Source organism: Salipiger aestuarii, from assembly GCF_003259905.1.
In the GTDB taxonomy this organism is placed as follows: domain Bacteria; phylum Pseudomonadota; class Alphaproteobacteria; order Rhodobacterales; family Rhodobacteraceae; genus Salipiger; species Salipiger aestuarii.
Window position 1 is genome coordinate 1 of record NZ_QLMG01000049.1, and the last position, 23955, is coordinate 23955.

The window sequence follows — 23955 nt, forward strand, 5'->3', positions numbered from 1 at the left end:
GTGCGTCCTTCCCATGGTCACAGATAAGTAGACCATCACACGCTGGGACTAAACACCTAGTCCTCGGCATCCAGCGCGGCCATGAAGGCGCCGACCGCCGCTTCGAGACGGTGCCGGTCGATGCTGGAAAAGTCGCGGTTCATCTGGAGTTCGACTCTGCCGTCCCTTGCGGCACAACGCACCGTCCCCGTGGGGACAGTGCAGCGCAAGGTGGTCTTTGCGGCGGCGTTGCGGCTGGGAGACGCGGCTTTCGTTCTGGATTTCAGAAGGTCCTGGAGGGTGGCGACCTCGTACTCGGGCAGGCGTTCCAGTTGGCCGCTCAGGGCGTCGCGTATCCGGGTTTCGAAGCCGGCGTCGGCTGCCAGGCGTCTGACGAGATCAATGCCAAGGTTGCGCGAAATCGCTTCGGGAAAGTGCAGCAGATCGCCGATCTGATCGAGCAGCGTTGCGAAATGGCGGATATAGCTGCGCTTTTGACGCCCCGCCGACGCAAACAGCACATCGACCGCGCCGGCCACATCGCTGGCGCCGGTGCCCGGATCCTGCGCGTAGCGCATGGCCAGCACGGCCATTTCCGCGAAAGAGATGTCGCGGCGCACCAGGTTTTCATCCACCATGCGGCGATACAGGCCTTCGAGCGCCTCGCCATGCGCCACGAGACCGGCCGGGATCCGCGCGAAGCGGTCATCGCCGGTTTGCTCGTACAATTCCCGAAACGCCCTCAGCCTGCGGAACCCCTGCACCAGTTCGTAGCCCTCGCCTGCCGCCTCGACCAGGATCGGGTTGGACAGGCCGATGGCAAGGATCGACGCTTTCAGTTCGTCGATTTCCGGGTCCGGCCCGGCGCCACGGTCACGGGTCAGTTTTTCCGCCCGGATCGCGACGATGGGCACGAGGTCGGTAATCAGGCCCGCACGTTTCAGGCGCACATGTTCATGGGCGAGCCGGTCGTTTTCCTCGCGGATGGCACGTTCGGCTTCGGCGCGATCGCGCAGGGCCTCGGCGTTTTCGCTGATCGCCGCGGCCATCGGGCCGCGCCGTTCGGAAGCAGCAATCCGCCCTCCGGTGTAGACCCCGTCCTGGGTCGAGGGGAAGTCGATGTCAAAACCGCGTTTCTTGCTCATGCCTCATCCTCCAGATTGTCCCAGGCCACGAGGGCGTGGTCGCGAAATTCTTCGTAGGCGCGATCGAACGACGCGCGGGCCCGACGCCAGGTTTCGCGCGTCATTTCACGGTAGTCGATTTCATAGATCGACGACAGGAAGCGGCCCGACTGTTCCACGGCGCGGGTCATTTCGATCGGGTTTTGCGTGACTCTGTCCTCCCACACCTTTTCAAAGGCCGAACGCATCGCGCGGTGCAAGTCGTTGCCCGGCTCGTACCGGGTGAGCAGAAAGCGCACGTCCTGGAACACCTTGGGCAAGGACAATGTCCCCGCGGGGACGATCCCTTCGAACCCCGAGAGATCGGCGAGCGCTTCGGACAGCTGACCGATGAACGATGTGGTGGAATCGTATTCCCAATAGCCGGGACCCGAGGGGATATAAAGCATGTCCGCGGCGAAGACGGCATTCATGCTTTGGTAGCCGATGGCGGGCGGACAGTCGAAGATAATCATGTCGTAGGCGTCGGGGGGCAGGGCATCCAGGTAGCGCGACACGGCGGCAAAGAACGACCATTCGGGATTGAGATGCCGGTATTGCGCGCTGGCGAATTCGACAAAGGCGGCGTTGGCGCAGCTGGGAATCACGTCGATGGTCGGCCAGCAGGTCGGACGGATGAAATCGGTCAGGCGCAGGTTGCCAAGTCCCATTTCGGTAATCGCATCCGGCAGGCGGCGCAGGGGCAAGGTGCTGCCGGATTCGGCGCCCCGGGTGGCCGCGTTCATCCGGTCGGTTTCGCGGATCAGGTCCCGCGCCATGATACCCCAGACGGTGTATTCCTCGGTGATGTCGGACAGGCCCATGGAATGGCTCAGCGTCGCCTGCGGGTCGAAATCGACGCACAGCACCCGGTAGCCATCCAGCGCCGCCGCGTGGGCGAAATGCAGCGCCACAGTCGACTTGCCCGCGCCGCCCTTGAAATTCGAGATCGCCACGCGAAAGGCGCGCTTGCCCTTCGGCCGGGGGGGTTGCAGCGTCTTGCGGTTCACTTTCAGCTTGCGGCGGATCTCGTTGATTTCCTCCAGAGCGTACCAGCGTTGCCGGCCGTCTTCTTCGACAAGCCCCTGGGGCAGTGCGGGGTCCGCCGCTAGCCGCCCGCGCAATGTGGACTGGTTCACCTTGAGGATCAGTTCGGCCACTTCCCAGCTGGAGAACCGGCGCAATGTCTTTTCCATCTCCGGAGAAAACGTCTGCTGCCGGATCCAGCCCTGCATCTTCAGCGATTGCGCCTGCATCCGCGCAAGATCGTCATGGGTGAACATCGCTGCTGCCCTTCCGTGTTCTGTGTCGCCCCGGTCGAATGGTCTGCCCGTCCCCGCGGGGACAGATGCTGCGGGACGTTGATTTCTGTCTGCGGTGTATTTACGCTGGATTTGCGTTTTAGGCAAAACCTAATAGGCTGATACGCGAAAAACGTGGAACCCCGTGTTTTGCCGGTCGCCCAAGTGCCCTGCGCCCGGTCGAACACGTCGGGGGCGATTCGGAGATCCATGGGCGGGGTCACAGATTATTGGGGGACACCGCCACGGTCGCCACTGGATATTGGGGGACATTTTGGTGACAATAGGGGACAACCAGCACGTCCCCCTCTACCAATGATACCGGTTTTTTCTATTCGGAATAGGATGCGTTCCGGACGCTAATCGTCGCGTGCTTGACAGAATCGGTTTTCCGGACGCAAATAGCCGACAATCGGCCAAGAACGCTGGATGACGCGGTTTGGCCGGTCCGCTGGGCGGAATGGGCAGGCCAACATCGGCCGCGTCAATGCCGGGCACGATACGGGGCGCAAGACCCCGCCATGGGCAGCCCGCGCAGGCGGGACACAAAACAGGGGCAACACATGCTTGCCGGAAAGCTTGCGGGGCGCAATGCGGGCGCGCTGAAATATGATCTGCTCACGGTGATGGGCGCCTATGCGCTTGGGCAGGACAAGGGGCGGCAGCGGCTTGTCCTGCGACTCATGACGCTTGTCACCGCGCGGTACAACTGGGCCCGGGATGAACTCGCCGTAGGCCAGCGCGACATCGCCCGTCTCTGGCGCGTCGATGAACGTACAGTCAAGCGTGAGATGGCAAAGCTGCGCGCCATGGGCTGGCTGGTGATGCACCGGCAGGGCGCGCGGGGGCGGGTCAGCGAATATGGGTTGGGGATCGACCGGATATTGTTGGACAGTCAGCCCCGCTGGGCCGATGTCGGCCCCGACCTTGAACAACGGCTTGGGGCAGATCCGGTCCCCGACAAGGTGGTCCCGCTGCATGCCCCCGCCAGAGGCGCGCCGCCGGATCCCGGCGCTGGCGACGAGTGGGCGCTGGCGAGAGCGCTGCTGCACAGCGGGGACCCCGGACTTTACGCCTCGTGGTTTGCCGGGCTGGACCGTGTTGGCAGGGCAGGGGGGCGCCTGACCCTGCGCGCGCCGTCGCGCTTTCACGCGACCTATGTGGCGACCCATCTTCAGGGGCAGATTCTGGCAGCCTTGCAGTCGGTCGATGCGACGTTGGACCAGGTCGTGATCGACGGCTGAGCGCAGGCGTGTCGGCAAGCGCGGCCCCGGACCATGTCGGAGGGCGCGAAATCTTCTTGCCTTGTCGCCCGCGCGATCCATCCTAGTGGCAAAGACACGAACGACAGGCGTTTCGCGACCATGACCGAAACCCAGGGCCCGCCCGACAGGCTGATCGCCTGCCTGCGCCGAAGCGGCATTGCCATCGCGCTGTCAGAGGCGACGCGCGACGTTCCTCTTTTGTTTGTCAATGACGGCTTTTGCACCCTGACCGGATATGACGACTGTGACATCCTGGGCCGCAACTGCCGCTTTCTGCAGGGGCGGGACACGCAGGCCACGGATCGCGCGGGGCTGCGCGATTTCGTGCGCGGGGCCGGCAACGACAGCGGCCGCTTTCCCGTTCTGAACTATCGCAAGGATGGCACGCGCTTTCAGAATTACGTCTTCATGGCCCGGATTCGCGGCACCTGCGGCGATTTGCGCTACATTCTTGCGTCGCAATTCGATATGACCGGCGCCTTGCAGCGCAGCGGCATCGCAGCCAACGACACGCAGTTGCGCCATGTGCTGGCCGAGATACGGCAGATCGGACGGGAACACGGCCTGGCGATGATGTCCTCGGCGCAGCAACTTGCGGAGTCGGTGGCGGTGATGGCCCGGCTGTCACTGCGATGAAGAAATGAAAATGGACGGCGGACGATGAGAGACAGGCAATCGCAGCAAGACACGGGACAACTGTGCATTGTCGGCATCGGCGCCTCCGCAGGCGGGCTTGAGGCGCTTCGCGAGATGCTGGGCGCGACCAAGATCGACAACAACATCGCCTATGTGGTGGTCCAGCACCTTGATCCCAACCACGACAGTCTGCTGGCGGAACTGATGGCGCGTTACACCGACCTGGATGTCCATCAGGTGTCGGACGGTGAGATGATCGAGGCGGGCAACGTCTATGTCATTCCGCCCGGCCACGGGCTGTCGGTCAAGGACGGCGCGCTTGAGCTGACGGAATTCACCCAGCCGCGCGGGCTGCGGCGGCCCATCGACGATTTCTTCGAAAGCCTTGCGCAGGACCAGGGGCGCTTTGCCGCTTGCGTGATCCTGTCGGGCACCGGCGCGGACGGCTCGGCGGGGCTGCGCGCGATCAAGGAACACGGCGGGCTTTGCATTGCGCAGGACCCCCGCACCGCCAAATATGACGGCATGCCCACATCGGCGCAAAAGACCGGGCTGGTGGATTTTGTCCGCGCCCCCGCCGGGATCGTCGACGCGATCCGTCAGTTTTACGCCCATTCGACCGTGCGTCAGGCAGACACGCAGCTTGCCAGAACGGTCGAACGCAACCTGCCCGACATTTGTTCGGTGGTGCGCAATTTCGTCGGGCATGATTTTTCCGGATACAAGAAATCCACATTGGTGCGACGGGTGCAGCGCCGCATTCAGGTGCTCGACCTTGATGATGCGACGCAGTATCTGGCCCATATCCGGTCCGATCCCAACGAATGCGAAATGCTGTTCCGCGATCTGCTGATCAACGTCACCCGGTTTTTCCGCGATCCCGAACATTTCGCCCAGCTGCGGGCGCTGGCGATCCGCCCGGCGGTGGAAAACGCCGGAAATGGCGATGAGATCCGGGTGTGGATTCCCGGCTCGTCCAGCGGTGAGGAACCCTATTCCATCGCCATGCTCTTTGCAGAGGAATGCCGGCTTCAGAAGCGGTCGGTCAATATCCAGATATTTGCCACCGACATCGACGAGCAGATGCTGCGCATCGCGCGCGAGGCGACCTATGCCCAGGCGGCGCTGGTCGACATTCCCGAAGAGATGCGCGAGCGGTATACCCTTGCCGGCGACGGACATTTCCGCATCACGGCCCGGATTCGCGACATGATCCGGTTTTCGGTGCATTCCATCGCGCGCGATCCGCCGTTTTCCAACATCGACCTGCTGTCGTGTCGCAACCTGCTGATCTATTTCGGCGACGCGCTTCAGAATGCCGTGCTGCCGATCTTTCATTATGCGATCAAGCCGGGGGGCACGCTGTTTCTGGGGCCGTCCGAAACCGTGGGCCGTTTCGATCACGCCTTCGATCCGCTGGATCAGGCGGCGCGGCTGTTCCGGCGCGGCGAGGGGCGGCCCCAATATCCGATGCATCTGCGCGGGCGTGGGGTAAAACCGCACAGCAGCCCGATGCGACCCGAAAACGACAGCGCGCCCGCGACCCGGCTGGACTGGGGCGATGGCGGTGCGACCGAAAAGCTGCTGGGGCAATACGCGCCTCCGAGTCTGCAGGTGACCCCGACGGGTGAAATTCTGCGTACCACCGGCAAGCTTGGAAAATATCTTGATTTTTCCGATTCCGAAGAGGGGCCGCGGTTTGCCGCGACGCTGGCACGGCCGGGCGTGCGCGAACCGGTGTCGGCGATCGTCCGGCAGGTGTCGCAATCGCGCAGGCGGTCGATCGCGCGCGCGCTTGTGGCCACATCGGAATTTGGCCGCCAGACGTTCGACCTGCTGGCCGAACCGCTGAGCGATGGCACCGTGCTGCTGGTCTTTCGCGACGCCGACCGGTTCGAACCGCTGGCCGAGGACGATTACGAAGACCTTGAACCGATGGACAGCCACGTCCAGAGCCTTGAGGACGAACTGCGCGCCACCCGTATCCGCCTGCACACCACGGTCGAGGAACTGGAAACCGCCAACGAAGAGCTCAAATCCTCGAACGAGGAAATGATGTCGATGAACGAAGAGCTTCAGTCGACCAACGAAGAGCTTTCGACGGTCAACGACGAGCTGAAAAGCAAGGTCGACGAACTGTCGGTGGCCAACAGCGATCTGACGAATTTCTTTGCCTCGACCGCGCTGCCGCTGGTGGTGGTCGACCGGGTGCTGACGATCCGCAATTTCACCGATGCGATCCAGTCGATCTATGCGTTCCGCAAGGCCGACCGGGGCCGCCCGCTGACCGAGGTCACCAGCGTGCTGCGCCAGAACGACGAGGTCACGGACCTTGTGCGCGACAGCATCGAAGACGGCGAACTGCGCCATCTGCGGGTGAACGACCGCAACGAGGAACGCACCTGGTCGCTGGTCATCACCCCCTACCGGGCGCGCGCCGGCGGCATCGTGGGCGCCACGCTGGTGTTTACCGAACTCACCAACGCGCTGCGTCTGGAACAGGCGCTGGAACACGAAGGCGAACGGCTGCGCCTGGCGCTGGATGTGTCGGGGCTGGGGGTGTGGGAAAACGATCCCGCCCGCAGGATGCTGACCGTCGACGGGCCGGGCGCGCAGATCCTTGGCGTGGAAGAGGGCGAGATTTCGCGGCGCCGGTTCCTTGGGCTGGCCACACTGGAAGACAGGCGCCCTCTGGCGGATGCGTTTGCAAAGCTGACCGCCGATGGCGACAGCATCGACGTGACCTTCCGGCTGGCCTCGACCGGGCCGCGCTTTACCTCGGTGCAACTGGTGGGGCGGCGGGTGCAGTCGGCCAGCAACATGCGGGTTCTTGGGGTGATTTTCGATGTCACCAACGAACGCGAGGCGCGCGACATCCGCGACATGATGCTGCGCGAGATGAACCATCGGGTGAAGAACATGTTCTCGATCATCTCGGGCATGGTGCGCATCGCGGGGCGGCGCACCTCGTCGGTCGAAGCACTGGTCGACGGTATCCAGAGCCGGGTGAACGCGCTGGCGCGCAGCCACAACCTGACCCAGAACATGCCCGGCACGCGCGGCTTGCCGCTGGAAGACGTGATCCGCACCTCGCTTGCCCCCTATGCCGAGCAGGGCGCCTGGAGGATTGACGGCCCGCGGGTCATGGTTGCCCGTCAGGACCTGACCGCGCTGTCGCTTCTGCTGCACGAATGGGCGACGAACGCGGCCAAATACGGGGTGCTCGGGCCGTCCGACGGGCGGCTCGAAGTGACTTGGGTGCATGAGGGCGACGGAAAGATCGTGCTGACATGGAACGAAATCCACACGACCCCTGTTGAGCACGACAGCGGGCATGCGGGATTTGGATCGACGTTGATCCAGCTTTCGGCAACCCAGCTGAACGGCGCGATCGACGTGGACATTGACGGCAACAGCAGACGGATGACCTTGACCTATGCCCCTGAAGACGAAGTATGAACGCGGGCGCAAGGCCAGGGTGATGCTGTGCGAGGACGAATTCATCGTCGCGCTGGACATGCAGATGATGCTGGAAGATTTCGGCTACGACGTCGAAGGCCCGTTTCCCAGCCTGCGCAGCGCCTTTACCGCGCTAGACGGCGACGTGCCGGATGTCGCGCTTCTGGATGTGAACCTGCGCGACGGCGAGGTGTTTCCGCTGGCGGATCGGCTTGCCCGGCTGGGGGTGCGGCTGGTGTTCCATTCCGGTCACGTCAACGATGACGAGATCGCCCAGCGGTACCCCGACGCCGAATGCTGCCAAAAGCCGACGAGCGACCGCAGTCTGCGCGCTGCGCTGGGGCGGCAGGTCGAGGCGCGCTGCTCCTGATCGGGGCTGTTCCCGATTGGTGGGTGACACCTGTCGAAATTGTGCCTTTTCGGGCCGCGAATGTGCGCTTTGCCTCGGCGGCGCTGGTGACGCTGCCATCCCGCCCTTCGGTCGGAACGCTGCGCCGCCCGGCGCGCGTCACTGAAGAGGAGAGCGCCCGTGTTTCGGAACGTCATCACCTCCACCGCTGGGCTCGATAACATCGCCCGAGTGCGTGGCTATCCCTGCATGGTGGCCAGCGATAACGGACCCGAGCTGACATCCAGCGCGAACTTGAAATGGCGGGAAGCACGATCTGTCGAGCGGCACCACATCGCGTGCCGCAGCCCGGGCAGATCGGTCCGCCACCCGCCTCAGGCCATCCCAGCCGGTAAAACCTCCGTAGGCCGCATCTTCGCCGTCGGAGAAGATCGCCTTGAGAGACAAGGTCCGCGCCGTCGCCGAAAGAAGAAAACGCTGAGCCATGCGAGTCTCCAAAGACAATGAATGTTCGCATGTTGTTCCCGAACGCCGCTCGGTCAACGACCTGGTGCATTTGCGTCCCGAGACCGCAGGCACGGGACCTTCTTGTCCGGGACCGTCGCCCGATGCGGCTTGCCGCGAACGAGGCCTTGAATCCCCATGTCCTTCATTAGCCTTGCCACCGTGCGGCGGGCAACGTCGAAGCCCTCGCGGCGAAGTTGTCGCCAGACCTTGCGGGCACCATGGCCCCGCCAGTTCTCTGCGAAAACACGCCGGATCTCGGGTCGCGGGGGCTCCTCACGGAGGACGCGGCGCGACAGACGCTCCGGACCGGCCCGAGTCGCCAGGCGATCATGGCCGGTGGAAGGGGCGATCGGCGGCGGCTCGGGCGCCTTCATCCTCTTGGCCATGTCGCTGGGAATGCCAGCGCGCCTGCCGCTGTCGACCTCGGGGTTCTTGACCCGGTCGTTCATCCTGTGTGCCGAGCAGCCGATCTTCGCAGAAATCGACGCGATCGCCTGCCAGCGAGCGCCATGTCGCCCTTCACTGTCGAGAACCATCCGCGCGGCGCGCTGTTTCTGACGGGGCAGACCAATTCCAACTATCCGCTGGTGCTTGCCGTGCTGATCGCGCTCGCGGTGCTGGGGAGCGTGCGGTATTACGCCGTGGTCGCGCTGGAAAAGACCTTTGCGGGCTGGGCCGACATCGGACACTGACCGCCTTGCACCGGCGGGGCAGGGGGCCTAAACCCGGTGCTTTGGTCTGCACGGGATAGGCGCATGGACAGGATTGCGATCGACTTTGGCACGTCTAATTCCGCCGCAGCCCTTGCCTGGGACGGCGGCGTCCACCGCATCGCGATCGAGCGGGGCGCCGACACCCTGCCCACGGCGGTGTTCTTTCCCGAAGGCGGGCGGATGCGCATCGGGGCTGCCGCCTTTGACGCGCTGATCGCCGGCGAAGAGGGGCGTTACATGCGCGCGCTCAAGTCGGTGCTGGGCCAGCCCTTGCTGCATGAAAAGCGGCTGGTGGGCGGCAAGCGCCAGACCCTGGCCGACATTGTCACCGCGTTTCTGGTTGAATTGCGCGAACGCTCCGAAGCGGCGACCGGCCTGACGTTCACCCGCGTGCTGTCGGGCCGCCCGGTGCATTTTCACGACGATGCCGACCGCGACGCGCAGGCCGAAGCGGATCTGCGCGCCTGTTACCTCGCGGCCGGGTACACTGATGTGGCATTCCTGCCCGAACCCGAAGCCGCGGCGCGCGCGGCGGGGGGCGGCGCGGGCATCGGGCTGATCGTGGACATCGGCGGCGGCACGTCGGATTTTTCGGTGTATGAGGCATCGGGGCAGGGGCTGCGCATCCTTGCCAGCCATGGCATCCGTCTGGGCGGCACCGATTTCGACCGTGACGTGTCGCTGTCGCATGCCATGCCGTTGCTGGGCCTTGGGTCGGAACTGCGCCGCGACATGGGCGAGGGGCGCCTGCCGGTCCCGCACGCGCCGTTTGTCGATCTGGCGACATGGGCCAAGATTCCGTTCCTGTACAATGCCGACGCGCGCCGCATGGCCGCCGACATGGCGCGCCACGCGGTCGAACCCGACAAGCTGGGCCGCTACGCCGAGGTGCTTGAGAATGAGCTGGGCCATGGCATCGCCTTTGCGGTCGAACACGGCAAGATCGCCGCCAATTCCGATGGCGCCGCCGCATCCATCGCGCTTGGCGAGATCGAAAGGGGCTTGTCCGCGCCGATCACCAGCCAAAGCCTCGGCGATGCGCTGGCCGATCACCGGGGCGCGCTGCACGCCGCCGCCGCCGAAACGCTGGCGCGTGCGGGGCTGGCTCGGGACGCGGTGCAAGAGGTGGTGCTGGTGGGCGGGTCGAGCCTGATGGGGCTGGTGCGTGACACGGCGCGCGACCTGTGCCCCGGTGCCGCGCAGCGCCGCGCCGATGCGTTCACGGCGGTGGTTGACGGGCTGGCGATCACGGCGCGTGACGGCTGATCGGGAACCAGTTTGCGGTCTGCGGGTTCGCCTGCATGAACATACAGCATGGCGCCGCCGCCCCCCGCGAATCCTCAGCCGATGGGCAGGAAAACCGCACTGTCCACGAACCTTTTGAAGAAAGGTCGGTGATGCAGGCCTCGCGCCTGTCCGCCCGGCTGATCTATGAGGTCGTGCGCCGCGACGGCGACGAGGAGCTCGCCCGCCCGCTCGTGTCGCTGATCTGGTCGGGGCTTGCGGCGGGCATGCTCATCAGTTTTTCGGTGATGGGGCAAAGCGTTCTGCACCGCTACCTGCCAAGCGATGCGGCCTGGACGCCACTGGTGGAATCGCTGGGCTATTCGTTGGGCTTTCTCGCGGTGATCTTTGGCCGGATGCAATTGTTCACCGAAAACACCATCACGACGGTGCTGCCGGTGATTGCGCGCCAAAGCCTGCACTGCCTGTTCCAGATGCTGCGGCTTTGGGCGGTGGTTCTGGTGGCGAACCTTGTCGGTGCGTTGCTGGTGGCGTGGTTCCTGGGATTGCCCGGCGTGGTATCGGAGGAACTGCACGAGGCGCTGCTGGCGGTGTCGCGCCACGGAATCGAAGGCACCCCGGCCGAAAACTTCATGCGCGCGGTGCCTGCGGGGGTGCTCATTGCTTCGCTGGTATGGATTCTGCCATCGGCGCAGGGCAACAGCTTTTTGCTGATCATGAGCGTAACGTGGCTGATGGCGGCGGCGGGGTTCGCCCATGTGGTCGCCGGGTCGGTCGAAATGGGGCTTCTGGCCTGGCACGGGGACGCCGCGCTGCCCGATCTGCTGGGCGCCTATTTTCTGCCGACGCTGGTGGGCAACGTGGCGGGCGGCACGGCGATCTTTACCCTGCTGACCTGGGGCCAGGTCAAGAACGAGGTCGCACAGGGCCAGGATGTCGAAGACGAAGAGCGTGACGGGCGCGTCGCGCGCGCCCGTCAGCTGGACTGACTTGGTCTGGTCCGCAGCTTTCCGGCGCCCGCGATGAAAACCGTCGACATGCACGGCGCCAAGACCCATCTGTCGCGCCTTGTCGAAGAGGCGGTCGCGGTCGCGCCGTTCGTGATCGCGCGCGCCGGACGCGCCCTCATGCTTTCTTTACAATTTTTGTGTCGCTCGACGGACTGTCTCAGTCGTCGTGGCGTCGCGATGAAGAAGGTGTCCCACAGTGCTTCCTTCCATTCCGAAGAACAGATTGTACCACCGAAGTCCGGGATCAAACACCCAGGTGGTTGCGGCTTATGCTGGATAACGCGTCTGTTGCTTTGGCCGGCCTATAAGCCAGGAGGGCTGACCGCGAGCGCGCGGGGGCGATCCCGGACGCTGGCAACCGTCCGCTGTTCAGCGCCGTGTCGATCTGGGACGTGCAGATCATGCGCGCGCTGGAGCGCCCAGATTTCACCGCCGAACCGGCGGATTTGCGCGGCGATGTTGTCGAACGGTTATGACAAACTGCCGGTCACTTGCCGCTCACCTGGCGACAGGCACTTGCGCTCGGGACACTGCCGTTGCTGCATCGCGATCCGTTCGACCGGATGCTGATGGCGCGGGCCCTCGCCGAGGGGCTCACGCTGATGCGCGCCGATGCTGCGATCGCGCGGTACGACGGGCCGGTCCTGACGGTCTGACCGTGCCGCACACCACCGGACGGTTCGATGCGCACGTCCAGAAACGGCACATGCCGGTCAAGCATGCCCTCGACCCCGCGCACGACGTCGGACAGGACGGTCGGGCTGTCGCCCGGTTCCACCGGGAATATCCGGTTGCCGGGGCGATAGCGCCCTCGTCCGGGCAGCTCGATCCTATGCGTCCCGCCAATGCGGTGCGCGACGTTTGAATCTTGTGGCATGACCACGTTTCCTAGCCTGTCGGCATCGCCCCTCCTTCCTTGCCTCGAACAGGTGCCTGCGGCCGTTTCAGGACCGCGTACCAGAGGGAGGCGTGCATGGAGAATGTAACATATGGTCGGACCATCGGGATCATTCTGAGGTGGTGGTGACGACAACCATGTCCGCCGTCGACCTGACGGGCGAGACTGCGGGCCTTGACGGCGGCCCGGGCATGGCGCCGGGGCTGGGTATCGGGCACAGTTCGGTCGCGATATGCAGGCGGGCGGGCTTTCGGTGTCCGAACGCGAGCATCGCAAGATGGCCAATGCGCCGGTGTGAGCGCTATTTGAAGCGCCGCCGCCCATTACCTGCGACGGCAGAGGCGTCGGCCGGTTTCCTTGATCGTCTTTTCGCGGAAGACCTCGGCCGGGGTCCGCCATCCGCGGCAGTTGCGGGGCGTGTTGTTAAGCTGTTCGCAGCGTTGCTTCAACGCGAGCTCTGTCATGGCCGCGACATCACGCGGCCTTGCAAGCCAGCGGCGGAGCCGGCGGTTTGTGTTCTCGACAGGGCCTTTCCGCCAGGGCGAGGAGGGATCGCAAAACCGGGTTCCGAGCTGGGCCTGCAGGTGCGGCCATGAGCAAAATTCCGTGCCGCGGTCGAAGGGAATGGACCTGCGGCCCGCCGCGGGCAAATCCCGCACCGCCGTCGCGATCATGACCGGTTTTGTGCGCCTGTTCGCGTTCTTCAGCAGCACGGTGAAGCGGCTGACACGTTCGACCAGAGAGGTGACGTGCCTGGCCAGGCGATTGCTTGACCAGCATAAAACCGCCCTCCCGATGGCCGAATTCTCTTCGGTGCGCGTCATTCTCGGGGCGGTTCAGGGTGCTGATATCACGGTCGAATTCTGGCGCGCGGCGCTTGCGGTGTTCAGGCAGGTACCACCAGAGCTTCTGCGCCATGCCTTGCTTCGAGGAGACGTAGCGGCAGATCGTCTCCTGGCAGAGCCGGAGCTTCGCACCTTCTTGGATCGGCCGGTTACCGATCTGCCCGGGCGTCCAGCCGTTCCTGATCCGCTCGACGACCCGATTTCGAAGCAGCGGATACCGGATCAGCTTAGGCTGGCGGGCGCGCTGATCGATGGCTTTTTGATGCGCGGCGCCGCCGTGGTCGCCGTCATGGCCCGGCAGACACGCATCGCTGAACCAGTCGCGCGTGATCTCGCGATAAATGGTGGCGTTTGAGCGCTGCAGCACGCGCGCCATCTCCCGACCAGGGGTCTTCGCCGGCTTCCAGCGTTCAAGCTGGACATGTTCCTTGACGCTCAGTTGCGCGCGAACCGCTCCCAGGGCAGACTCCCTCCAATAGATAACCATCTGTTTTTCAACAGGGGTCGCACTTGAGGGTAGCGCGCGTGTTTGGCGGATCAGGACGCGACCGGCCATGAACTCGCGTCGGGTGTCGGGATGCAGCATGAGGTCCGCGCGGTCCCGTTCCTGCGCGGACAGGAGGCTTTGATCTCTCGGGCAGATCTCCTTTGGCACGCTGGCCAGGGCGATCAGCGCATCCCCTTTTGCCAGAGTTAGGCGCGGCGCGCAGATGTGTGCCAATGCGCCCATCACAGCCGCTTCAGCGACAAGGCGATGCGGTGGCCGGGCACCGTCGCACCGGGCAGAATGCGATCGCCTGCCACCAGTGGGTCCTCTGCAAAGATATGGCCGCGCCGCGCGATGTTATCGCTGTAGATCGCGCGCATGGTTGCGCCGCCTTGCGCCTCGGCCATCATGGCGTGGAGAGCACGCCCGCACGTGGGGCGATCCCCACCTCTGACAGCCGATCGAGCCAACGGCTGCAGTCTGCCGTGGCGGTCACGGCACGGTTCAGTCCGGGGGCTGCCCGTCGGTCGAGAACGTCCCGGGCGGCGATAACGGCCATGTTCGAGACTGCCCGCGCCATGGCGCTTTCGCAGGCGTCGCCCCGGAGATCGAGCACGTAGCCATCCTGCCAGACTGTGCGCTCGGCACGGCAAAGCCGGAGTGACACCCCCATCGCCCACACGGTCGGGTTCGCCCGGCGCAAAGGAATGCGCCTTTGCCAACGTTTCTGTCAGCCGCGTGATGGCCGCCGTGTCACCGGATTCAAGCGTTTCGAACACCGGGCCCCAGGCCCCGCGCCAGCCATCGGGCCGAAGCGTCCCGCGAACGAACTCCGCCAATCGCCAATGATCCGGCAGGCCGCATCTGCTGCACGAAGGACACGCTGTCGCGGTCGGGATACCCGTCACAGCGCCCGTAGCATAAGCCCGTCGGGGGAAAGGGGAAGTGCGGCCACACCCCGATTTGTGCAACAAAGCCCCGGATCATGGCGGGGTTGGCGGCCGAGCACGGTGAAGAGACGACCGTGATGATCGACGCAACTCCTCATCTTAAAGCCCATCGTACAGCGTCCAGCCTGGGCGTCAAAAAGGGGGGCGTGGTCGCCTGATTGGCCGAACCAGGGGCGGCATGACCACGAAGCTGCTCGCCATCCGCGACAGTCAGGGCCGGCCCATCGACCTGTTCCTGACTGCCGGCCCCGTCGGCGACTACGTCGGGGCGCGTGCGCTGGTCAGCGGGTTGACCAACGTGAAGTGGCGGCTCGGAGATCGTGGCTACGATGCCGACTGGTTCAAAGAAGCCTTGCAAGACAAGAAGATACGTCGTTGCATCCCGGGCGGGAAGAAACGGAAGACGCCGGTCCGATCCCCCTCTTGGGACATTGCTTTGCAATGCCCTGCCGGGCAAGGGACAAACGCAGGTACAAGCTGCGCAACCGGATCGAGATCATGTTCGGCAGGCTCAAGGACTGGCGAAGGGTCGCGACCCGATATGATCGCTGCCCACAAATCTTCTTCTCAGCAGTGGCACTCGCTGCGACCGTAACCTTCTGGCTTTGAGAGAGAACGAGTCCTGAGCCTAGGCAAAACCGCCAATCAACGGGACTGACATGAGAAATATGACTTGTGATTCATAAGTCATGGCGGTTAACTTCTCGCAAAAGGGAGGCCCTGATGGAATCATCCAAAGATCACTGGTACGAGACCCTGTCACCCGGCACTGTGCTGTCACTTCCCGATATTGATTGCAGCAAAGCGCGGATTGCCCGGCACTCGGAGCTTTTCGACGCCTATCATTCGGTCAACACCAGTACGGACAACCGTTTTGGCCGCGCCATCGCACATGGGCCGCACCCGGTAGCGCAGGCCATGGCGTCTGTCGGAAATCTTTTGCCCAATAGCCTGGTCGCGATGAGCCAGCTTGGTCCGTGGCGGTTTCTGTGCCCGGCCTTCGTGGGTGATCGCCTGACCGCCGACGCCACCGTGATCGGCCGCGGCGCCGCCTCTCGCGGGAGTGGCACCGTTGTTCTGGAAGTTCGCATCATCGACCCGGACGGTCGGGTTTCGCAGATCGGAGAGGCGCATCTGCTTGTGCGCCAGCGCCCCAAACCGCAGGAAACGGCATGATCTGGAGCCAGGAACACGACGAACTGCGTCGCACCACCAATGCGGTGATCGACACCCACGTGAACCCCTTTGTCGACCAGTGGGAGGAAGAGGGTATCTTCCCGGCTCGGCAGGTGATGAAAGCCTTTGGGAACGCCGGGTTGCTGGGGATCGGCAAAGCTGAGAAATGGGGTGGGATGGACCTTGATTTCTCGTTCGAGATCGCCTTCGCCGAGGAACTGGGCAACATTCGCACCATGGGCATTTGCTCGGCCATCGGGGTGCAGACCAACATGTGCACCCCCGCGCTTGCGACCTATGGCACCGACCGGCTGAAAGAGGAATTCCTGCGCCCCACCATCGCCGGAGACCTCGTGGGCTGTATCGGTGTCAGCGAGGCGGGTGCCGGATCGGATGTTGCGCAGCTGAAGACCTCGGCGCGCAAGGATGGCGGCGACTACATCATCAACGGCTCGAAGATGTGGATCACCAATGGGGTTCAAGGCGACTGGATCTGCCTGCTGGTCAACACCGACACGGAAAATGGCCCGCATCGCAACAAATCGCTGATCGCTCTGCCGCTGGATACCCCCGGCATCAGCGTTGGCAAGAAGCTCGACAAGGTCGGCTATCGGTCCTCGGATACGGCGCTGTTGTTCTTTGACGATGTGCGGATTCCGCAGGCCAACCTGATCGGCGAGGAAGGCCAGGGTTTCCGCTATCAGATGGGGCAGTTTCAGGAAGAGCGGCTTTTCGTGGTGGCCCGGTCCTGGCGGTTCCTTGATATCGCGATTGAGGAAACCATCGAATATCTGCGCCAGCGCAAGGCCTTTGGTCGGCCGCTGCTCGACAACCAGTACATATACTACAAGCTGGCCGAAATGCAGGCCCAGATCGAATCCGTCCGGGCGCTTTTGTACCGCGCGCTCGAGGCCTATCTGAACGGCGAAGACGTGACCAAGCTTGCCTCGATGGCCAAGTATCTGATCGGGCGGTTGTCGATGGAAATCCCGGTGGAACTGACGCAGTTCTGGGGCGGCCAGGGCTTCATGAACGAGAACTTCATCACCCGCGTATACCGCGAGGCCCGCCAGGCCGCTGTGGGCGGCGGCGCGAATGAGGTGATGTTGCAGATCATCGCCAAGAAAATGGGAATATTTCCGAAATCGTGAAGCCGCTGGTCTTGCCGTTGCGCGCCCGATCTTCGCGGCGCGGGCGGTCCACCATGGTGAATGAAAAGAGAGAGAGAAAATGGATTTCGCCTTTACCGAGGAACACGAAAGCGTTCGCGAGACGGTCCGGCGCTTTGCCGCCGCGGAAATTGCGCCGATCGCCCGACAGCATGACGACGATGAGACATTTCCAAAGGACATGTTTCGCAAGTGGGGCGATCTGGGCCTGCTGAGCGTGCGCTATCCGGCCGAAGATGGCGGCTCCGGCATGGACAAGATCAGCGATTGCATTGTGCGGGAAGAACTGAGCTATGCGAGCCAGTCGTTTGCCTCGACCTGGTCGGCGCACACACATCTGGGCATCTGGCCCATCTGGAAGGCGGGCACCCCCGAGCAGAAGGCGAAGTATCTGCCCGAAGCTTTCGCGGGCAGAAAAATCAGCGCCTTCGGACTATCCGAGCCAGGCGGCGGCTCGAATATCCGCGCGCTGTCCACCAAGGCGGAAAAGATCGACGGCGGATGGCGCATCTCCGGGGCCAAAACCTATATCAGCAATTCTCCTTTCGCGGATTTCATGCTGTTGGCGGCTCGGACATCGCCCGAATTGAAGCCCCATGCGATCAGCCTGTTCATTGTCGACCTGCCGAATCCCGCCGTGGTCATTCACAAGCTGGACAAGGAGGGCATTCGCGCTTCGGAAACCGGCCTGATCCATATCGACGGGCTGGAGGTGCCCGATGAGGCGCTGCTTGGCAATGAGACGGGAACATACCCGATCATTCTCGATTCTCTTTCGGAAAACCGCGTTGGTGTGGCGGCAAATGCCCTGGGCATGGCGCGTGCGGCCAGGGACGCGTCAATCGCCTATGCGCGTGACCGCGAGGTGGCCGGCAAGCGCGTGGGCCAGTATCAGGCCATCGCCCACAAGATCGCCGACATGGACACAGATATCGAGGCGGCCCGCTGGCTGGTGTATCATGGCGCCTGGCTGGTCGATCAGGGAAAGCTCACGGCACCCATGGCCGCCAAGGTGAAGCTCTTTGCCTCGGAAGTGGCGGTGCGCGTATCCGAACAGGCCATTCGCATTCACGGAGGCGCCGGGATCATGCGGGACTATTCCGTGGGCCGGATTCACCGCGATGCGCTGGTCTATGTCATTGGCGAAGGCACATCGGAAGTACAGCGCAACCTGATTTCGCGCGCGCTGGACCTCTAGTTACCACATCTACTGCCGCGTGAACGTGGAATGATCAGCCCGATGCCCACAGCGGCACCGGGCTGCGACCGCTTGGGCCAAGGCCAACCGGTCTGTCTCGCGTGAACCGCCTTGATCAACCCAAAAAGTGATTGACAAGTCATTTATTAATCGCCAGCGTTCTCGATACAAAACAACATTTCCCAACGCGAATAGCACGAGGAGGAAGTATGACCGGATCGCCCCAAACGCTGACCTATGAAACAAGGGGTCGGACCGGAATCATAACCTTCACCCGGCCCGAGGTCCGGCACAGCCTGGACATCGCCATGCGCGAAGAGATCGCCGCTCTGTTGCCGGGCATCCGGGCGGATCGAAACTTGAGCGCATTGATCGTGACTGGCAGCGGCGGCGCCTTCTGTTCCGGTGGCGATCTGAAATCGCTCAGCGAAGAAGAGCGTCCTGTTGACGTGAACCGCGAGCGCATTGCCAAGCTGCACACATGGTTCACCGAACTGGCGAACCTGGAATTGCCGGTGATCGCAGCGGTCGATGGCCCCGCCTTTGGCGCCGGTTTCAACCTTGCGCTGGTGGCGGATTTTGTCCTGGCCACCCCGCGTGCGCGGTTCTGCGCGGTATTCGGGCGGATCGGCCTGGTGCCCGATCTCGGCGGGTTTTTCCTGCTGCCGCGCATCGTTGGACTGGCGCGGGCAAAGGAACTGGTGATGACCGCCCGGTCGATTTCTGCGACCGAGGCCAAGGAAATGGGGATCGTTCTGGAAATCCATGAGCCTGACACCCTGCTGGATGCGGCGCTGGCTTTTGCCAAGCGTTTCGACAGTTCTTCGCGGCTGGCGGCCGGGATGGCAAAGGTGATCCTCAATCAGGCGCTGCATACCGACCAGCGCGCGCTGGCGGATATGGAGGCAATGGCACAGACGCTGTGTCTCGCCTCGGATTACCACAAGGAGGCGGTGCAGCGCTTCCTGGACAAGAAACCGCTTGAATTCGACTGGGACAAGATGTCCGCAACGGACGCGGTGCGCTGATGCCACGCAAGAAGCACACCGCCCGCATCACCGGCGTCGCCGATACCGCGATGGGTGAATTGCCCGGATCGACCGCGCTTGGCCTGCACGCCGAAGCCACCAACGCGGCCCTGAAGGATGCCGGGCTGAAGGCGCAGGATATCGACGGCGTCCTGTGCGGCTATTCGATGACCGTGCCGCACCTGATGCTGAGTTCCGTCTTCAGCGAATATTACGGCATCAGCCCCAGCTTCAACACCGCCATTCAGGCGGGAGGGGCGACCGCGTGCATCATGCTGGCCAATGCCGTGGCGCTGGTGGAATCCGGAGCCTGCCGCCATGTGCTTTGTGTCACCGGGGACAACCGCCTGACCGGGATGACCCGGGACGGCGCGGTGGCGGCCCTGGCCACCGTCGGCCATCCCGAGTTCGAACAGCCCTATGGCATGTCGGTTCCGGCCTCTTACGCGCTGGTGGCGCAGGCCTATCTACACCGTTACGGCATCACGCGGGACGAGTTGTCCGCCATCGCCGTGTCGGCCCGCAAACATGCGGCGCTGCACCCCAAGGCCACCAAGCGCGATCCGCTCACGCTGACGGAAGTCAGCGAAAGCCGAGTCATCGCTTCGCCCCTGCGCCTGCTGGATTGCTGCCTGATTTCGGATGGCGGCGCTGCGGTGATCGTCAGTGCGGCAGACGCGGCGCGAGATACCCGAAACCCTGTGCGGGTTCTTGGCAGCGGGCAGGGTCACACCCATGAGCATATCATGGCCGCCCCGTCGCTGACGGATTTCGGCTGCAAGGCCTCGTCGGCCATGGCCTTTGCCCAGGCGGGTGTGACCGCGCAAGACATCGACGTCGCCGAGATTTACGACAGTTTCACCATCACTCTGCTCGCCGAGCTGGAATCCATCGGTTTTTTCGAAAAGGGCGAGGCCGGCAAGGCCGCGCTGGCGGGCGAACTTTCTCAGGGCGGGCGCCTGCCCACCAACACCCACGGCGGATTGATGAGTTACGGACATTCCGGGGCCGCTGGCGGCGCATTTCATATCGTCGAAGCCGTGCACCAGTTGCGCGGCGAAGCCGACGCCCGCCAGGTGCCGGGGGCGCAACTGTCCTTTGTGCATGGCGATGGCGGCATCCTGTCGGCGCATTGCAGTCTCGTACTGGGAAAGGATTAGAGCGAATGGACCTTCCCATCCCCAGACCGAACGCCGATACCCGCCCCTATTGGGACGCCGCGCAGCAAGACAGGCTGGTGCTTCAGCATTGCGCCGACTGCGGCGCCCCGCAGGCCATTCCCCGCAGCTATTGCGGCACCTGCCATTCCGCCGATCTGACTTGGCGGGAAAGCAGCGGGACCGGCAAGATTGCCAGCTTTTCCGTTGTTCACCGCGCGCCGACCAAGGCGTTCCGCGATCAGCTTCCCTATGTGCTGGCCCTCGTGGATATGGCGGAAGGTGTGCGGCTCATGCTGAACGTGATCGGTGAAGACCGGCTCGACACGCAGATCGGCGATCCGGTGCGGGTCGTGTTCGAGCCGCGCGGCGCCGACGGGTTCAAAATGCCTCAGGTCCAGAGGAGCCCGGCATGATTACGTTCGACGATTTCCGGCCCGGCCACATATTCGGGACCGCGCCCGTCACGCTTGACGACGCGCTTTTCGGCAAATGGACGGCCCTGTTCCCCGACGATGCCGCCTGCGCACCCGACATGCCCGAAGGCATGATCGCCGTTCTGGTCATGAACGCCTACATGGAGCTGATCGCGCCCCGTCCGCCAGGCAATGTCCATGCAGGCCAGACCTTTGCACTGGAGCGGCTGCCCAAGCTGGGTGAGACGGTGAACACCACCATCACCTGTACGGGCAAGGAACTGCGCAAGGGCCGGCGCTGGCTGACTCTGGAAACCCGGAGCCACGACGACGCCGACAATTTCCTGTTCTCCGGCGAGATGAGGTTGATATGGGCAGCGTGAACGATCAAACGAAACCTGTCGAGGGCGGCAGCCCCGTCACCCTGGATATCACCTCCGAGGTGATCGGCAAATATGCCGATATCACCAACGATTACAATCCGATCCACACAGACCCGGAATTTGCCGCGACCACGCCGATGAAAGGCGTGATCGCACATGGCACTATGTCGCTGGCGCTGATCTGGCAGGCTTTGCGGCGGGATTTTGGCGCGGCGCGCTGCGCACGGGCGGCGCTGGATGTCCGGTTCATCAAGCCCGTGCGGATCAACGACCGGCTGACCGCCCGGCATCAGCCGGATGACTTGGGCGGTCTGTCTGTCTGGGTGGAAAACCAGAACGGCGAGTCGGTCATCAAGGGAAGTGCGCGACTATGAGCGCGACGTTCAAGACTCTGGATGTTCTGCTGAATCCGTGCTCGATCGCGGTGGTCGGGGCGTCGTCGAACCCGATGAAGGTCGGCGGACGGCCCATCGCTTACATGAAAAAGCTGGGCTATGCGGGGAAGCTCTATCCGATCAACCCGAAGGCCGAAATCGTGCAGGGGCTAAAGGCCTATCCGTCGATCTCGGCCATTGGCGCGCCGGTCGATCTGGCCATCGTGGCGGCGGCGGCGGCGGCAGTCGAAGATATCCTGCGCGAGGGGATCGCCGCGGGGATCAAGGCGTTTGTGGTCTTTTCCTCCGGCTTTGGCGAATATTCCTCCGAGGGCTCTGCGGTCCAGGCCCGCCTCGGGCAGATGTGCCATGACGCCGGGGTGCTGCTGCTGGGGCCGAACTGCCTTGGCGCCATCAATATCCGCAACCATGTCATCGCGTCCTTCACCACCGCGATGGAAGACCACGATCTGATCGAGGGCGGTTTCGGCTTTGTCTCGCAAAGCGGGGCGCTGGGAGCCTATTGGCTCGATATGGTCTTTCAGCGGGGCATCGGGGTGTCGTCCTGGATTGCCACCGGAAACGAGGCCGGGGTCGACGTGTCGGATGCCATTCATCACCTTGCCAACGATCCCGATACGCGGCTGATCGGCGGCTACATCGAGGATATCAAGGACGGCCCTGCGTTCCGCGACGCCGCCTTGGCCGCGATCTCGGCAGGCAAACCCATTGTTTTGATCAAATCGGGCCGGTCCCAAACCGGCGCGGCGGCGGCGGCATCGCACACCGGGGCGCTGGCGGGTGAGGACGCACGATATCAGGCGCTGTTCGACCAGATCGGCATCGTCCGGGTGAATTCGCTGTCGGAAATGGTCGCGGTCGCGCGGCTGATCCTGATGCAGCCGCCCGCCAGCGGGCCCAACGTCGGCGTGATCAGCGTATCGGGCGGTGCGGGCGTTATGCTTGCCGATGATCTGGATGAGGCGGGCTTTTCCGTCCCACCCTTTGACGACGACACCCGCGCTCGGGTGAATGACGCATTGCCGGGTTTCGTCTCGGCCAACAATCCGCTGGATGTGACCGGCAGCGTTGCCGGAGACAGCGGCATTTTCAGCCGGGTTCTGGATGCCCTTGGCAGCGCCCCGGATCATGACAGCTTTGTTTTGTTCATCGGCTTGATGGTCAGCATTTCCAGGGATCTGTCCGACAGTCTCGTCCGTGCCTTCGCCAATCGCGGCAAACAGGTGGCCGTGGTCTGGATCGGTGCCCCGGCCGAGGTTGTGCGGGAACTTGAGTCCCATGGCCTGCCGGTCTTTGCCGATATCCCCGAGGCCGTTCAGGCCATGAAGACCGCGCGGCAGTTCAGCGCCGCTCTGGAAAAGGCCCAGCGGCTTGAAGGCACCCGCTGGCACGCGCCTTTGCCCGTCGCGGACAGGCTTGAGGCGCGCTCTGAAATACGGGCGCAGGACTTCATCCGCACGCATTCGGACCTGGCTTTTCCAGAACAGCTTCTGGTCGGGACGGTGGACGAGGCGGTAGAGGGGGTGACGACCCTGTCGACGCCTCTGGTGGTGAAGCTGCAAAGCCCGGACATGCCGCACAAAAGCGATCATGGCGGGGTGCGCCTCGGCATTGCCGATCCTGATACGTTGAAGAGCACGGTACAGGACATGCTGGAGATTGCCGATAAAACCCGGCTGCGGCTGGATGGCATTCTGATTCAGGAAATGTCGTCCGTGGCACAGGAATTGATCGTCGGGTTCAAGCGCGATCCGGTATTTGGCCCGCTGTTGCTGATCGGACGCGGCGGGGTCGAAGTGGAACTGCGACCCGACAGCAAGATGGCCTACCTGCCACTCACCGGCGACGCCGTTCTTTCGATGTTGCGCGGGCTGGCCACCGCGCCGTTGTTCGAGGGGTACAGGGGAGGGGCCAGGGGCGATCTGAAAGCACTGGCCCAAACGCTGGCCGATCTGGGAAACGCCTTCGCGGCCGAACCCTCGATCGAGGAAATAGAAATCAACCCGCTGGCCCTGACCCGCGATGGGCGCTTCGTTGCTCTCGATGCCCTGTCCCAGCATCGGCTGGCACAGGAGGGGCAGGCCAGCGAGCGACCGCCCCGCGATGCGCAAGGCGCCGAACGACAGAAATCGCCCGGCTTGCAAGAGCTGTGACATCGCATTCCGACACGAGTGACCGGCGTCCGGCATAATTGCGGACACCGATGGGAGGACAGACATGACGAAC

The 23955-nt window shown here is 63.7% G+C and carries 20 protein-coding genes and 5 pseudogenes; 18 read left to right on the plus strand and 7 right to left on the minus strand.

The window, feature by feature from the left end; translation table 11 throughout:
* Positions 1-56 precede the first annotated feature (56 nt).
* Positions 57-1124, minus strand: coding sequence for a ParB/RepB/Spo0J family partition protein (locus ATI53_RS18785; protein ID WP_111551093.1), 1068 nt, complete (start codon positions 1122-1124; stop codon positions 57-59).
* The gene (locus ATI53_RS18790) at positions 1121-2425 is read right to left on the minus strand and encodes an AAA family ATPase (protein ID WP_009502644.1); all 1305 of its coding nucleotides are present in this window, start codon (positions 2423-2425) and stop codon (positions 1121-1123) included. The genes ATI53_RS18785 and ATI53_RS18790 overlap by 4 nt, the downstream gene beginning before the upstream one ends.
* Positions 2426-3006: 581 nt before the next feature.
* Here ATI53_RS18790 and ATI53_RS18795 point away from each other — a divergent pair.
* The 5 genes and pseudogenes from ATI53_RS18795 to ATI53_RS24055 all read left to right on the plus strand — a co-directional run.
* Positions 3007-3687, plus strand: coding sequence for a hypothetical protein (locus ATI53_RS18795; RefSeq protein WP_034451377.1), 681 nt, complete (start codon positions 3007-3009; stop codon positions 3685-3687).
* 120 nt (positions 3688-3807) lie between these two features.
* Entirely contained in the window at positions 3808-4344 is a 537-nt protein-coding gene (locus ATI53_RS18800; protein WP_009502647.1) for a PAS domain-containing protein, read from the plus strand.
* 24 nt (positions 4345-4368) lie between these two features.
* Positions 4369-7803: a chemotaxis protein CheB gene (locus tag ATI53_RS18805; protein ID WP_111551094.1), complete on the plus strand. Its 3435-nt coding sequence runs from the start codon at positions 4369-4371 to the stop codon at positions 7801-7803.
* Complete coding sequence (locus ATI53_RS18810) at positions 7781-8173, plus strand: response regulator (RefSeq protein WP_111551095.1); 393 nt, start codon at positions 7781-7783, stop codon at positions 8171-8173. The genes ATI53_RS18805 and ATI53_RS18810 overlap by 23 nt, the downstream gene beginning before the upstream one ends.
* Before the next feature lie 192 nt (positions 8174-8365).
* Positions 8366-8521: pseudogene (locus ATI53_RS24055) on the plus strand (IS3 family transposase); the annotation flags it as partial.
* Here the strand turns inward: ATI53_RS24055 and ATI53_RS24490 are convergent.
* Positions 8493-8638 (minus strand): annotated as a pseudogene (locus tag ATI53_RS24490) (IS1595 family transposase); the annotation flags it as partial. The pseudogenes ATI53_RS24055 and ATI53_RS24490 sit on opposite strands and share 29 nt — an antisense overlap.
* Before the next feature lie 53 nt (positions 8639-8691).
* Positions 8692-9195, minus strand: coding sequence for an IS3 family transposase (locus tag ATI53_RS24495; RefSeq protein WP_375342743.1), 504 nt, complete (start codon positions 9193-9195; stop codon positions 8692-8694).
* 6 nt (positions 9196-9201) lie between these two features.
* Between ATI53_RS24495 and ATI53_RS18825 the strand changes: the two are divergent.
* The 3 genes and pseudogenes from ATI53_RS18825 to ATI53_RS18835 form a co-directional block, all read left to right on the plus strand.
* Positions 9202-9351 (plus strand): annotated as a pseudogene (locus tag ATI53_RS18825) (ABC transporter permease); the annotation flags it as partial.
* A 63-nt stretch (positions 9352-9414) separates the two neighbouring features.
* Positions 9415-10638, plus strand: a complete 1224-nt coding sequence (locus tag ATI53_RS18830; RefSeq protein WP_111551098.1) for an Hsp70 family protein — start codon at positions 9415-9417, stop codon at positions 10636-10638.
* 35 nt (positions 10639-10673) lie between these two features.
* Positions 10674-11606: a formate/nitrite transporter family protein gene (locus tag ATI53_RS18835; protein ID WP_009506865.1), complete on the plus strand. Its 933-nt coding sequence runs from the start codon at positions 10674-10676 to the stop codon at positions 11604-11606.
* Positions 11607-12114: 508 nt separating this feature from the next.
* On the opposite strand, the gene ATI53_RS23435 is transcribed toward ATI53_RS18835, so the two are convergent.
* The 3 genes and pseudogenes from ATI53_RS23435 to ATI53_RS23440 all read right to left on the minus strand — a co-directional run bounded on the left by ATI53_RS23435 (position 12115) and on the right by ATI53_RS23440 (position 14237).
* Entirely contained in the window at positions 12115-12504 is a 390-nt protein-coding gene (locus ATI53_RS23435) for a hypothetical protein (protein WP_170134619.1), read from the minus strand.
* A gap of 344 nt (positions 12505-12848) precedes the next feature.
* Positions 12849-13830 (minus strand): annotated as a pseudogene (locus ATI53_RS24605) (IS30 family transposase).
* 269 nt (positions 13831-14099) lie between these two features.
* A complete protein-coding gene (locus ATI53_RS23440) occupies positions 14100-14237 on the minus strand; it encodes a hypothetical protein (RefSeq protein WP_170134620.1) in 138 nt (45 codons plus the stop codon).
* Between the two features lie 599 nt (positions 14238-14836).
* Here ATI53_RS23440 and ATI53_RS18865 point away from each other — a divergent pair.
* The 10 genes and pseudogenes from ATI53_RS18865 to ATI53_RS18910 form a co-directional block, all read left to right on the plus strand.
* A pseudogene (locus tag ATI53_RS18865) lies at positions 14837-15416 on the plus strand (IS5 family transposase); the annotation flags it as partial.
* 114 nt (positions 15417-15530) lie between these two features.
* Positions 15531-15983, plus strand: coding sequence for a MaoC family dehydratase (locus ATI53_RS18870; RefSeq protein WP_009506856.1), 453 nt, complete (start codon positions 15531-15533; stop codon positions 15981-15983).
* Positions 15980-17134, plus strand: a complete 1155-nt coding sequence (locus ATI53_RS18875; protein ID WP_009506855.1) for an acyl-CoA dehydrogenase family protein — start codon at positions 15980-15982, stop codon at positions 17132-17134. The genes ATI53_RS18870 and ATI53_RS18875 overlap by 4 nt, the downstream gene beginning before the upstream one ends.
* A 79-nt stretch (positions 17135-17213) precedes the next feature.
* Positions 17214-18350, plus strand: coding sequence for an acyl-CoA dehydrogenase family protein (locus tag ATI53_RS18880; RefSeq protein WP_009506854.1), 1137 nt, complete (start codon positions 17214-17216; stop codon positions 18348-18350).
* A 209-nt stretch (positions 18351-18559) separates the two neighbouring features.
* Positions 18560-19378 carry an enoyl-CoA hydratase/isomerase family protein gene (locus tag ATI53_RS18885; RefSeq protein ID WP_009506853.1) on the plus strand — a complete coding sequence of 273 codons (819 nt, stop codon included), beginning with the start codon at positions 18560-18562 and terminating at the stop codon, positions 19376-19378.
* Positions 19378-20538, plus strand: coding sequence for a thiolase family protein (locus ATI53_RS18890; RefSeq protein ID WP_111551102.1), 1161 nt, complete (start codon positions 19378-19380; stop codon positions 20536-20538). Before ATI53_RS18885 ends, ATI53_RS18890 begins: the two co-directional genes overlap by 1 nt.
* Before the next feature lie 5 nt (positions 20539-20543).
* Complete coding sequence (locus ATI53_RS18895) at positions 20544-20951, plus strand: Zn-ribbon domain-containing OB-fold protein (protein ID WP_009506851.1); 408 nt, start codon at positions 20544-20546, stop codon at positions 20949-20951.
* Positions 20948-21334: a hypothetical protein gene (locus tag ATI53_RS18900; protein WP_111551103.1), complete on the plus strand. Its 387-nt coding sequence runs from the start codon at positions 20948-20950 to the stop codon at positions 21332-21334. Before ATI53_RS18895 ends, ATI53_RS18900 begins: the two co-directional genes overlap by 4 nt.
* A complete protein-coding gene (locus ATI53_RS18905) occupies positions 21331-21708 on the plus strand; it encodes a MaoC family dehydratase (RefSeq protein WP_223866027.1) in 378 nt (125 codons plus the stop codon). The genes ATI53_RS18900 and ATI53_RS18905 overlap by 4 nt, the downstream gene beginning before the upstream one ends.
* Positions 21705-23882: an acetate--CoA ligase family protein gene (locus tag ATI53_RS18910; RefSeq protein WP_111551104.1), complete on the plus strand. Its 2178-nt coding sequence runs from the start codon at positions 21705-21707 to the stop codon at positions 23880-23882. The genes ATI53_RS18905 and ATI53_RS18910 overlap by 4 nt, the downstream gene beginning before the upstream one ends.
* The last annotated feature ends 73 nt before the right edge of the window (positions 23883-23955 follow it).

Bases quoted from the DNA above. Each gene is read 5' to 3' on its own strand.
- ATI53_RS18785 (WP_111551093.1), bottom strand. From the start codon at position 1,124: ATGAGCAAGAAACGCGGTTTTGACATCGACTTCCCCTCGACCCAGGAC.
- ATI53_RS18790 (WP_009502644.1), bottom strand. From the start codon at position 2,425: ATGTTCACCCATGACGATCTTGCGCGGATGCAGGCGCAATCGCTGAAG.
- ATI53_RS18795 (WP_034451377.1), top strand. From the start codon at position 3,007: ATGCTTGCCGGAAAGCTTGCGGGGCGCAATGCGGGCGCGCTGAAATAT.
- ATI53_RS18800 (WP_009502647.1), top strand. From the start codon at position 3,808: ATGACCGAAACCCAGGGCCCGCCCGACAGGCTGATCGCCTGCCTGCGC.
- ATI53_RS18805 (WP_111551094.1), top strand. From the start codon at position 4,369: ATGAGAGACAGGCAATCGCAGCAAGACACGGGACAACTGTGCATTGTC.
- ATI53_RS18810 (WP_111551095.1), top strand. From the start codon at position 7,781: ATGCCCCTGAAGACGAAGTATGAACGCGGGCGCAAGGCCAGGGTGATG.
- ATI53_RS24495 (WP_375342743.1), bottom strand. From the start codon at position 9,195: ATGGTTCTCGACAGTGAAGGGCGACATGGCGCTCGCTGGCAGGCGATC.
- ATI53_RS18830 (WP_111551098.1), top strand. From the start codon at position 9,415: ATGGACAGGATTGCGATCGACTTTGGCACGTCTAATTCCGCCGCAGCC.
- ATI53_RS18835 (WP_009506865.1), top strand. From the start codon at position 10,674: ATGAACATACAGCATGGCGCCGCCGCCCCCCGCGAATCCTCAGCCGAT.
- ATI53_RS23435 (WP_170134619.1), bottom strand. From the start codon at position 12,504: ATGCCACAAGATTCAAACGTCGCGCACCGCATTGGCGGGACGCATAGG.
- ATI53_RS23440 (WP_170134620.1), bottom strand. From the start codon at position 14,237: ATGCGCGCGATCTACAGCGATAACATCGCGCGGCGCGGCCATATCTTT.
- ATI53_RS18870 (WP_009506856.1), top strand. From the start codon at position 15,531: ATGGAATCATCCAAAGATCACTGGTACGAGACCCTGTCACCCGGCACT.
- ATI53_RS18875 (WP_009506855.1), top strand. From the start codon at position 15,980: ATGATCTGGAGCCAGGAACACGACGAACTGCGTCGCACCACCAATGCG.
- ATI53_RS18880 (WP_009506854.1), top strand. From the start codon at position 17,214: ATGGATTTCGCCTTTACCGAGGAACACGAAAGCGTTCGCGAGACGGTC.
- ATI53_RS18885 (WP_009506853.1), top strand. From the start codon at position 18,560: ATGACCGGATCGCCCCAAACGCTGACCTATGAAACAAGGGGTCGGACC.
- ATI53_RS18890 (WP_111551102.1), top strand. From the start codon at position 19,378: ATGCCACGCAAGAAGCACACCGCCCGCATCACCGGCGTCGCCGATACC.
- ATI53_RS18895 (WP_009506851.1), top strand. From the start codon at position 20,544: ATGGACCTTCCCATCCCCAGACCGAACGCCGATACCCGCCCCTATTGG.
- ATI53_RS18900 (WP_111551103.1), top strand. From the start codon at position 20,948: ATGATTACGTTCGACGATTTCCGGCCCGGCCACATATTCGGGACCGCG.
- ATI53_RS18910 (WP_111551104.1), top strand. From the start codon at position 21,705: ATGAGCGCGACGTTCAAGACTCTGGATGTTCTGCTGAATCCGTGCTCG.